This is a genomic window from Campylobacter sp. TTU-622, from assembly GCF_016598965.1.
GTDB lineage: Bacteria > Campylobacterota > Campylobacteria > Campylobacterales > Campylobacteraceae > Campylobacter_D.
On the sequence record NZ_JAENKR010000005.1, the window covers coordinates 22,052 to 31,522 of the forward strand.

Annotated in this window: 14 protein-coding genes; 9 read left to right on the top strand and 5 right to left on the bottom strand. The window is 25.0% G+C overall.

What is annotated here, in order from left to right; all coding sequences use genetic code 11:
- Nucleotides 1-3: 3 nt before the first annotated feature.
- The 4 genes from JG677_RS01425 to JG677_RS01440 all read left to right on the top strand — a co-directional run bounded on the left by JG677_RS01425 (nucleotide 4) and on the right by JG677_RS01440 (nucleotide 2,954).
- Nucleotides 4-495 carry a phosphatidylglycerophosphatase A family protein gene (locus JG677_RS01425; protein WP_200169809.1) on the top strand — a complete coding sequence of 164 codons (492 nt, stop codon included), beginning with the start codon at nucleotides 4-6 and terminating at the stop codon, nucleotides 493-495.
- Between the two features lie 86 nt (nucleotides 496-581).
- Complete coding sequence (gene rpsT, locus JG677_RS01430; RefSeq protein WP_200169808.1) at nucleotides 582-845, top strand: 30S ribosomal protein S20; 264 nt, start codon at nucleotides 582-584, stop codon at nucleotides 843-845.
- Nucleotides 846-851: 6 nt separating this feature from the next.
- Nucleotides 852-1,919, top strand: coding sequence for a peptide chain release factor 1 (gene prfA, locus JG677_RS01435; protein WP_200217475.1), 1,068 nt, complete (start codon nucleotides 852-854; stop codon nucleotides 1,917-1,919).
- Between the two features lie 6 nt (nucleotides 1,920-1,925).
- Nucleotides 1,926-2,954 carry an ATP-binding protein gene (locus tag JG677_RS01440; protein WP_200284782.1) on the top strand — a complete coding sequence of 343 codons (1,029 nt, stop codon included), beginning with the start codon at nucleotides 1,926-1,928 and terminating at the stop codon, nucleotides 2,952-2,954.
- On the opposite strand, the gene JG677_RS01445 is transcribed toward JG677_RS01440, so the two are convergent.
- Genes JG677_RS01445 through coaE form a run of 3 tightly spaced genes read right to left on the bottom strand, consistent with a single transcriptional unit; the run spans nucleotide 2,922 to nucleotide 4,981 of the window.
- On the bottom strand, nucleotides 2,922-3,653 hold the full coding sequence (locus JG677_RS01445) for a glucosaminidase domain-containing protein (RefSeq protein WP_325099500.1): 732 nt from the start codon (nucleotides 3,651-3,653) through the stop codon (nucleotides 2,922-2,924). The genes JG677_RS01440 and JG677_RS01445 overlap by 33 nt on opposite strands.
- A complete protein-coding gene (gene dapF / locus JG677_RS01450) occupies nucleotides 3,628-4,377 on the bottom strand; it encodes a diaminopimelate epimerase (protein WP_200169805.1) in 750 nt (249 codons plus the stop codon). Before dapF ends, JG677_RS01445 begins: the two co-directional genes overlap by 26 nt.
- On the bottom strand, nucleotides 4,364-4,981 hold the full coding sequence (gene coaE, locus JG677_RS01455; RefSeq protein ID WP_200284784.1) for a dephospho-CoA kinase: 618 nt from the start codon (nucleotides 4,979-4,981) through the stop codon (nucleotides 4,364-4,366). Before coaE ends, dapF begins: the two co-directional genes overlap by 14 nt.
- A 60-nt stretch (nucleotides 4,982-5,041) precedes the next feature.
- On the opposite strand from coaE, the gene purM reads away from it, so the two are divergent.
- From purM to JG677_RS01475, 5 genes are all read left to right on the top strand, one after another.
- Nucleotides 5,042-6,031: a phosphoribosylformylglycinamidine cyclo-ligase gene (gene purM / locus JG677_RS01460; protein ID WP_200284786.1), complete on the top strand. Its 990-nt coding sequence runs from the start codon at nucleotides 5,042-5,044 to the stop codon at nucleotides 6,029-6,031.
- Nucleotides 6,028-6,162, top strand: a complete 135-nt coding sequence (locus JG677_RS08955) for a hypothetical protein (protein WP_267905145.1) — start codon at nucleotides 6,028-6,030, stop codon at nucleotides 6,160-6,162. The genes purM and JG677_RS08955 overlap by 4 nt, the downstream gene beginning before the upstream one ends.
- Before the next feature lie 39 nt (nucleotides 6,163-6,201).
- Nucleotides 6,202-6,426 (top strand): hypothetical protein, encoded by a 225-nt coding sequence (locus tag JG677_RS01465; protein ID WP_200284789.1) that lies wholly within the window; start codon nucleotides 6,202-6,204, stop codon nucleotides 6,424-6,426.
- Complete coding sequence (locus JG677_RS01470; protein ID WP_200284791.1) at nucleotides 6,398-6,634, top strand: hypothetical protein; 237 nt, start codon at nucleotides 6,398-6,400, stop codon at nucleotides 6,632-6,634. Before JG677_RS01465 ends, JG677_RS01470 begins: the two co-directional genes overlap by 29 nt.
- A 162-nt stretch (nucleotides 6,635-6,796) precedes the next feature.
- Complete coding sequence (locus tag JG677_RS01475; protein ID WP_200284793.1) at nucleotides 6,797-7,006, top strand: hypothetical protein; 210 nt, start codon at nucleotides 6,797-6,799, stop codon at nucleotides 7,004-7,006.
- Between the two features lie 527 nt (nucleotides 7,007-7,533).
- Here the strand turns inward: JG677_RS01475 and JG677_RS01480 are convergent.
- Nucleotides 7,534-8,718: a replication-associated recombination protein A gene (locus JG677_RS01480; protein ID WP_200284799.1), complete on the bottom strand. Its 1,185-nt coding sequence runs from the start codon at nucleotides 8,716-8,718 to the stop codon at nucleotides 7,534-7,536.
- Nucleotides 8,718-9,233, bottom strand: coding sequence for a hypothetical protein (locus JG677_RS01485; RefSeq protein WP_200284795.1), 516 nt, complete (start codon nucleotides 9,231-9,233; stop codon nucleotides 8,718-8,720). Before JG677_RS01485 ends, JG677_RS01480 begins: the two co-directional genes overlap by 1 nt.
- Between the last annotated feature and the right edge of the window lie 238 nt (nucleotides 9,234-9,471).

A 9,471-nucleotide genomic window follows, 5' to 3' on the forward strand; every position in this document is an offset into this window, starting at 1 on the left:
ATTATGAGAAAATTATATTTAACTTTTTTTTATTCAGGTTGCACTAAAAAAGCTTCTGGGACCTTTGGAACTATAGCAGCTTTGATTCCTGCATTTTTTATTTTAAAATATTTAGGAATACAAACTTTATTTTTACTTTCAATACTTATCTGTATTGCCTCAATTCGTGTGATTGATAATTATGAAAAAGAAACTAAAATTCACGATGATAAACATATAGTAATTGATGAAGTTGCTGGAGTATTTTTAGCTTTAGCTATTTTTGGAAATACACTTTTTGCTTTTTTACTTTCTTTTATATTATTTAGAATGTTTGATATTTTAAAACCTTCTATTATCGGGATAGTCGATAAAAAATTTAAAGGAGGCTTGGGCGTAATGCTAGATGATATGTTGGCAGGGTTATTTGCAGGATTGCTCAGTGCTGTAATTTATGGAATTTTAAATCATTTTAATTTATTGCAATGGGATATCGAATTAAAAAGTTTATTTTAAAATAAATTTAAACTTAAATTAATATAACTTTAAAATTTATTCTTATATAATTTAAGTTTTAATTTCAAAGCAAGGAAGAAAAGCTTATGGCAAACCATAAATCAGCTGAAAAAAGAGCAAGACAAACAATTAAAAAAACAGAAAGAAATAGATTTTACCGTACAAGACTTAAAAATATCACTAAAGCTGTTAGAGTAGCTGTTGAGAATAATGATAAAAATGCTGCAAATGAAGCTTTAAAGATAGCAAATAAAAGCATACATGCTATGGTAAGTCGTGGTTTTTTAAAGAAACAAACTGCTTCACGTCGTGTAAGTCGCTTAGCACTTTTGGTGAATAAAATTGCATAGATTTTAATGCTAGCTGAAAAATTAGAACCTTTTTTAAAACGCTATGAAGAACTCAATTCTCTTCTAAGCGATACTAATATTTTAAAAGATATTAGTAAAATGACTCTCCTTTCTAAAGAACAAAAAAATTTAGAACCCATTGTAGCTAAAATTAAAGAATATTTTAGAATTTTACAAAATATTGAAGAAAATAAGAATCTATTAAGTGATGTAGATTTAGCTGAGCTCGCTAAAGAAGAGCTTAAAAATTTAGAAGATTTAAGACCAAAATTAGAAGAAGAGATAAAAATTTTACTTTTACCTAAAGATCCTAATGATGAAAGAAATATTTTTTTAGAAATTCGTGCTGGAACAGGTGGAGATGAAGCTTCTTTATTTGTAGGAGATTTAGTTAAGGCTTATGCAAGATATGCTGAAATTCGTGGTTATAAACTTGAAATTGTAAGTTCAAGTGAAGGAAGTGTAGGGGGATTTAAAGAAATTATAATGCTTGTAAAAGGCGAAGGAGCTTATTCAAGATTGAAATACGAAGGCGGAACCCATCGCGTTCAAAGAGTTCCTCAAACTGAGTCACAAGGTAGAGTCCATACTTCAGCAATTACGGTTGCTGTTATGCCTGAGGTTGATGATATAGAAATTGAAATTAATCCTAATGATTTAAAAATTGATGTAATGCGTTCAAGTGGTCACGGAGGCCAAAGTGTTAATACAACTGATAGTGCTGTGCGTATAACTCATATTCCAAGTGGAATTGTTGTAGTAAATCAAGATGGAAAAAGTCAGCATAAAAACAAAGAAAGTGCAATGAAAGTTTTAAAAGCTAGACTTTATGAAATGCAAGAAAATGAGCGTTTAGCTAAAGAGAGTGAAGCAAGAAAATCTCAAGTAGGAAGTGGAGATAGAAGTGAGCGTATAAGAACTTATAATTTTCCACAAAATAGAATTAGCGATCATCGCATCAATTTAACACTTTATCGTTTAGATGCAATTATGCAAGATGGTCTTTTTGATGAGATAATAGAACCTTTAATTGCACACTATCAATCTTTATCTTTACAAGAACAAAATCTTTAAGTATTTATGAGGGTTTTAAATTTTTTTTATGAAAATCCTCATAAATTTGAATTAAACTATGAAAGAAAAATAAAAATAACTTCTACGCGTACTCTTATTAAAGGGCCAAAATATTGTGGCAAGAAAACCTTAATTTTTAATTATCTCTCTCAGTTTAAAAGTGAAGAAATTTTATTTTTAGATCTAAAAGATTTGAGATTTGAGGAAGAAAGTTTAAAAAATTTACCTTCTTTTTTACAAAAAAATACAAAAATTAAAATTCTTTGTTTGTATAATCTAGAGCATAATATATCTTTAAAGGATATAAATATATCAATTATTTTAAGTACAAATAAAAAAGATTTAAAATTTGAGGGTTTTGATGAATTGGAGCTTGATTATTTTGATTTTGAAGAATTTCTTAGTATAGGTAAAAATATAACTTCTAATCATTCTTTAGGACTTTTTTTAAATTATGGAAGATCTAATTTTAATAATCAAATGCTAAGAGATAATTTTACTATTTTAGAGCTTGAAATTTTAAAATATCTTGCTTATAATCTTGGAAATCAAATTAGCATTACAAAACTTTTTCAAAATTTAAAAAATAAGATTAAAACTTCAAAAGATAGTGTATATAAAAGTATTAAAAAATTAGAAAATGAATATATTATTTATAATGTAATGCATGATAGTAAGGCTTTAAAAAAAATTTATTTTCAAGATTTTGCTTTTAAAAATGCTTTTTGTATAGAAAAAGATTTTAAGAAGCTTTTTGAAAATCTTATTTTAAATGAATTATTTAAATTTAAAGAAGATATTTATTTTAATAAATTTTTCACTTTTTATTTAAAAGAATCCAAAATAGCTTTTATAGCAAGTCCTACTTTAGATATAGATTTATTAAAACTTAAAGCTAAAAAAATATTACCCAAAGCATTGGAATTTGATATTTTTCATATATTTTTTATCACTCTTTCTAATGAAGAGAATTTTTTTGAGCAAGGGGTTAAATTTGAAATTTTACCTTTTGATAAGTGGGCTTTGAGTTTTTAAATTATCATATTTTTCAAGCTCATATTTTTCTATAATTTTTTTAATAATGCCTATATAAGTATTTTTGTTTTCTGAATAAGAGTGCAAGTTTTCAACAGCTTTAAGTCCTGTAATATTTTTACCCTGAATAAAACAACTTTGTCTTAATGATCTAAAATCTTCGTAAGCAAAATGACGATTTAAATTAAGAATATAAGAATCAACACTTTCTTGCAAAGAGTCAAAAATTCTTATTTTGTGTTTTTTTCCTTCTTGTCTTTCGTTGGGAATTAAACCTTTTTCTCCCCAAGTCCATTCCCCAAATAAATTATTTGCTTCTCTTGCAAAACGACTAGTAGCGGTTGCACTTTCAACTAAAGCTTGTGCTATACCCATAGATTTTGGAATAAGATTGATTTTTTTTTCATATTCATCTAAATTAAATAAATTGCTTATGCGATATTTATTTTTAAGTTCTATAAGTTTTTTTAAGCCATTTATATCAAGGTTTCTAAAACCTGTTTTAGCCCCTTCTTTGATAAAATTTTGGACAAATTCTCTTTCTTTTAATATATTTTCAAATGAATGGTTAAACATTTCATTCATTTTATTGAAAAATATTTCTCTTTGTTTTTCAGGATCTAATTCATAATAATTTTTTTCAAAATTATCAAATCCATAAAGAAAAATAAAACTAAATAAAATAATAATTAGCTTCAAAACAGCACCTCACTTTACCTTGAAAAAATATTTCATTATCTTTAAACTGAAAAATTAATTCTTCATTACTTTTAGGTATTATTTTTATTTCATCATATACTAAAGAATTTAAAAAAGCTAAATAAAAACAAGCACCCATTCCTGTTCCACAAGCTAAAGTTTCATTTTCAACGCCACGTTCGAAAGTGCGCACTTTCATAGTTGTTTTATCGATAATTTGTACATAATTTACATTAGCATTATATTTATCTCTTAAAAATTTAGCTTTTTGAATATCAAATTGGTTAATATCATTGCAAAAATGCACTAAATGTGGCACACCGCTATTGCATTCTTGCCAAAATTCATCTTCATAAATAAAAGGTTCTTTTATATATTTTATTTTTCCTAAATTTATATTAACAAGATCATTTTTTATTTGTGCTCTTATAAGACCAGCGCCTGTTAAAAAACTAATATTTTCATTTTTTTTATTAAAATGATGTGCAAAATGTGCCGCGGCTCTGGCTCCATTACCGCACATATTAGCTTTGCTACCATCATTGTTATAAAATTCCCATTCAAAATCAAATTCATTGTGCTTTAATATAGCTATCATTCCATCTGCGCCTATGCCTTCATAGCGATTGCAAAGGATTTTAGCAAGAGCACTTTTGTCTCCTTTTTTATCAGCATTAAATATTATAAAATCATTTCCACTAGCATAGTATTTATAAAATTTCATTTGCTTCCTTAGAAAGTTTTTTAATAAATTTTATACTTTTTTCTTGAAAAATTTCATAAGAGCTTTCATTGCTAATCACAAAATCTGCTAAAGAAACTTTTTTTTCAATATCCATTAAAGCTTCAATTCTTTTTAAAGCTTCTTCTTTGCTTAAATTATCTCTTTGCATAAGTCTTTTTAAACTTAATTCTTTAGGAGCGTAAATTAAAATTACCTTGCCTAAATTTTTATAAGCTTTGCTTTCAAAAAAAAGTGGAACTTCTATAAAAAAAGGTTTATTTTCGCATTCTAAAATTTGCATTTGTTCTAAAATTTTTGTTCTTATTTTAGGATGAGTGAAATTTTCTAAGGTTTTTTTTGCTTGTAAATTCGAAAAAACTATTTTTGCAAGATTTTTTCTGTTTATTTTATTATTTTCTATTAAGCTTAGTTTATCTGTATTAAATGGAATAAAAATTTCTACTAACTCTTTTGAAAAATTATCTAAAATTTGATGAGCAATTTTATCTGCACTTATGCTTTTAAATCCCATAGAATTAGCTATTTTGATAAAAGAACTTTTTCCACAAGCTATAGAAGCAGTTACAAAAAAAGCATTTTTCATCTTATACCTTATTAAATTTTATTTCGTTAAAATATCTTTTTCGTTCTTAAAGGAAAATAAATGAAAATTTCATACGAAGATGCAGGCGTAAGTATAGATAAGGGAAATGCTTTTGTAAAAGCAATTAAGCCTATAGTAAAAGAGACTTTTAATGATAATGTAATAGGGGATATTGGATCTTTTTCTGGAGCTTTTAGAATTCCAAGTGGTTTTAAAAAGCCTGTAATTTTAGGAGCTACAGATGGAGTTGGAACAAAACTACGCCTTGCCATAGAAAGTAAAAAATATGATTTTATAGGCCAAGATTTGGTAGCTATGTGCGTAAATGATTTAATTTGTAATTTTGCAACACCTTTATTTTTTTTAGATTATTATGCAAGTGCTAAACTTGAAATTGAAGTTGCAAAAGCTGTTATAGCAAGTATTGCTAAAGGATGTAAAGAAGCAAATTGTGCTTTAATAGGCGGAGAGACAGCTGAAATGCCTGGAATATATGCAAAAAACGATTTTGACCTAGCTGGTTTTGCTGTAGGTATAGCTGAAGAAGATGAGCTAGATAGAGTTAAGTTTGTTAAAAATGGAGATATATTACTAGCTTTACCTAGTTCAGGACTTCATTCTAATGGATACTCTTTAGCAAGAAAGGTGTTATTTGAAGAATTAAAAATGAATTTTGATGATAAGATCGATGGTAAAAAACTAATTGATATATTATTAGAACCTACGCGTATTTATGTAAAAGATTATTTAAAATTAAAACCTTTTATAAATGCTTTAGCACATATAACGGGTGGAGGAATTGTTGAAAATTTACCACGCGTATTACCAAGAGGTATAGGTGCTGTAGTTAAAAAACATTATTTAAAAACTCCTGAAATTTTTTATACTATTGGAGAAATTGTAGAAGAAGATGAGATGTATAGGAGTTTTAATATGGGCACTGGTTTAATAATGATTGTAGAACCTAAAAATGTAAGTAAAGTATTAGAAAATTCAGATGCTTTTATTATAGGAGAAGTAGTGATTAATGAAGGGGTTGTTTTAGAATGAGAAAAATTGTGTTCCATTGTAGCGGTTTTGGCGATACCCTTGTGTGTTTTAAAGCTCTTTATGCTATAAAAGAACTTTACCCTAAAGATAAGCTTATCGTACTTTATTGCAATGAATGGGGGGGGGGATAACTAAATTTTTAAAAAAAACTAAGTTTTATTGATGAGGTATTGCATTCTAGTAATTTTTTTCAAGATTTATCATTATTAAATCCTGATATTTTTATAAGTATTCAAAGATCAAGTTCTTTTTTTAAAGAATTAAAAAAACTTAAACTTAAAAAATGTATAGTAAATCCACATTTTATTTCTCTTACTTCAAGTTATTTTACAACTCCATTTCCTTATTTTAGAAGTAAAAAAACATATGAGCAAAATTGCCTTAAAACTTGTTAGAGCTATAAATGCTAAACACTATGATAAAAATATTTTAAAGATTGATTTTTCAAAAGTAAAAGATTTTTTACCCAATGATGATAGTTTAAGTAAAAATTTTTTAAAAAATTTAAAATATGAAAAAATTATAGCTATTAATCCTTTTTCTAATAATAGTGAGTATAGAGGCGTAAATTTCTTTATCAAAGATTGGTTAAATCTTGCTTGAAATTTAGCTAAAAATCATAGAAATTTTTTATTTATACTTTTAAATTTTGATACAAATCCTATACAAATTAATATTAAAGAATCTAACTTAAAAATATTTGTTAATAATGACAATATAGCCTCTTTAGTAAGTATTTCTAAAAAAATTGACTTTTTTATTAGCGTGGATACAGGTAATGTTCATTTATGTGATATTTTACAAATTCCGAGCTTGGTTTTTATAAGTAAATTAGCCGCTTTTAGATTTAGTGGTGGAAGTTACAAAGGAAAATATGATAGCTTAGTAGTAGATAAAGGCTGGCAAAAAAATTATAGAAAAGTATTTAATACTTTTAGCCAAAAAGCTTTTTTACAGATAAAAAATTTAAATTAATAATTTTTATAAATTTATTAAATATTATTAATTTTAGGAACGAGATAAATTTGAATGTGTATTTTAAATAAGGGTTAAAAAAGATTTATGATTAAATACTTTTAAAGTTATGCAATTAATATTGATACGAATGTTTTTAAATTGTAAAAGATTTTATTTATTAAAATGGTTTATTGTAGAAACATTTTCTAGATTAATTCTATAAAAACACTAAAAAAGCTTATAAAATTGCCAAAATAGTTTATATTAGAATTTACGAAATTAAAAATACGATATATCTTAAAAGACATAAAAAAATATTTTTTTTAATTGATAATACTTAAGAAGCTGATGAAATAATATTTCAATTATAAATTAGCCATAAATTTACAAAATTATAAGTTTTATTAATAATAAAATCTTAAACTTATTTTGAAAATATTAATTTCTAAAATAAAAGCTATATTTTATAAATTTTTATTTTAGAGAATAATTTATATATTTAGTTTTTGATACAGCTATGAATTTATAAATACTAGATAAATATATTAATTTGATTGATTATTTTTCATTTTTTTTAAATTTTCTAAAAGCCTTGCTTCTTCACCATTACCTTTGCTTTCATAGAATTTTAAATCTTTGCTAAGATATTTTTGCTCAACCCATCCTCCAAAATCGTGAGGATAAAGATAATTTTTTTTATCTGGATGATTATTATTTAGAAAACTTGGAATTTCTAGAGCTTGATTATTTTTTACATAAGCTAAAGCCTGATTTATAGCTTTATAACTTGAATTTGATTTTATGGCACTTGCTAAATATACTACACATTGCGATAAAATAATTCTAGCTTCTGGATAACCTATATGTTTAACTGCTTGTAAAGTTGAAATTGCTAAATTTAAAGCATTAGGATCAGCATTGCCTATATCTTCACTAGCAAATATTACAAGACGTCTCGCAATAAAATCAGCATTTTCTCCACTTTGTATTAATCTAGCTAAATAATAAAGACTAGCATCTACATCGCTTCCTCTTAAGCTTTTAATTAAAGCACTAATTAAAATAAAATGTGTATCTTTTGAATTTACTCCTTCGTTACAAGTATTATTTTTAAGTTTTTTAAGATTAATTAAGCTGATATGTTTTTCATTTAAAACAAGTGCAAATTCAAGCCAATTTAACATTGCTCTTGTATCTGAACTTTTAAGTAAAAATTCTTTCGCATCTTCATCAATGCTAAATTTTAATTCATTTTGAACTTTTGAAAATAAGAAGTCAAGATCTTTAGTTTTTAAACTTTTAAACTCAAAAAGCATAGAGCGGCTTCTAATGCCTTCGCTTAATACAAAATAAGGATTTTCTGTGCTTGCTCCTATTACAATACAACGATAATTTTCCATAGGAATTAAAAGCATTTCTTGTTGGGTTCTATTAAGACGATGTATTTCATCTATAAAAATAAATGGTTTATAAAGACTATTTTTATAATTTTCTAGTATTTTTCTAAGTTCTTCAAGCTTAAAATTACCACCATCAAATTCATAAAAATCAAGTCCAAATTCTTTAGCTATTACTCTTGCAAAACTTGTTTTTCCACAACCTGATGGACCAAAGAATATACTATGAGGGAGTTTTTGCATAGTAATGAATTTTTTAAAAATTTCTACAAGTTCATATTGTCCTAAAATTTCATTTAGATTTTTAGGACGAAATTTTAAACTTAAATTAATCAATCTAAAGAAATTCCTAAATTTAAATCATTTCCATTAATTTTTATATGAGAATCATTTTTCGTATCACTTATACTAAGATCCATCACATATTTTCCATCTTTTTGTATAAAATACTCATCAAATCCACCCATAAAAATAGTGCTAGGAAATAGTTTTGAAATTATCTCATCACTTATAATTGTAGCCTTGGCTTGATAATCTCTATTGAAAGCTTGAATATTTGCATTCATTTTAATTTCTTTTTTATTTTTTGAAAAACTAAATTCTTGTATGTTTAAACTAGGATTGAATGCTAAGAATTCTGTTAAATAAAATTCTAGATTTGGTTTTATTCCTTGATTGAGTTCTTTATTTAAATTTTCTAAAGTTTCTTTTGATATTTGATTTAAAGATAAATTTAATTTAAGATCTTTAATTTCTTCTTTAGAATCTGGTGTAATTTCATTAGAAATATTATCAATATTTAAAAGTATATTAAAATTTAAAGTTTTATTATTATTTAAATTCTGCACTTAGTATTGATGAATTTTTAAATACTTTTTATGAAAGTGAGCAAGAAATTAGAATTTCTGATCTTGATATAGATAAAATTAATTTTAAAAATATTGTTTCTAAAATAGACACCAATTTAAATACTAATAAAACTTTAAATTTTAATATACTTTTAAATATTGATAATATTTCTAATGAAATTACACCAGATTCTAAAGAAGAAATTAAAGATCTTAAATTAAATTTATCTTTAAATCA

Bases quoted from the DNA above. Each gene is read 5' to 3' on its own strand.
- JG677_RS01425 (WP_200169809.1), top strand. From the start codon at position 4: ATGAGAAAATTATATTTAACTTTTTTTTATTCAGGTTGCACTAAAAAA.
- rpsT (WP_200169808.1), top strand. From the start codon at position 582: ATGGCAAACCATAAATCAGCTGAAAAAAGAGCAAGACAAACAATTAAA.
- prfA (WP_200217475.1), top strand. From the start codon at position 852: ATGCTAGCTGAAAAATTAGAACCTTTTTTAAAACGCTATGAAGAACTC.
- JG677_RS01440 (WP_200284782.1), top strand. From the start codon at position 1,926: ATGAGGGTTTTAAATTTTTTTTATGAAAATCCTCATAAATTTGAATTA.
- dapF (WP_200169805.1), bottom strand. From the start codon at position 4,377: ATGAAATTTTATAAATACTATGCTAGTGGAAATGATTTTATAATATTT.
- coaE (WP_200284784.1), bottom strand. From the start codon at position 4,981: ATGAAAAATGCTTTTTTTGTAACTGCTTCTATAGCTTGTGGAAAAAGT.
- purM (WP_200284786.1), top strand. From the start codon at position 5,042: ATGAAAATTTCATACGAAGATGCAGGCGTAAGTATAGATAAGGGAAAT.
- JG677_RS08955 (WP_267905145.1), top strand. From the start codon at position 6,028: ATGAGAAAAATTGTGTTCCATTGTAGCGGTTTTGGCGATACCCTTGTG.
- JG677_RS01470 (WP_200284791.1), top strand. From the start codon at position 6,398: ATGAGCAAAATTGCCTTAAAACTTGTTAGAGCTATAAATGCTAAACAC.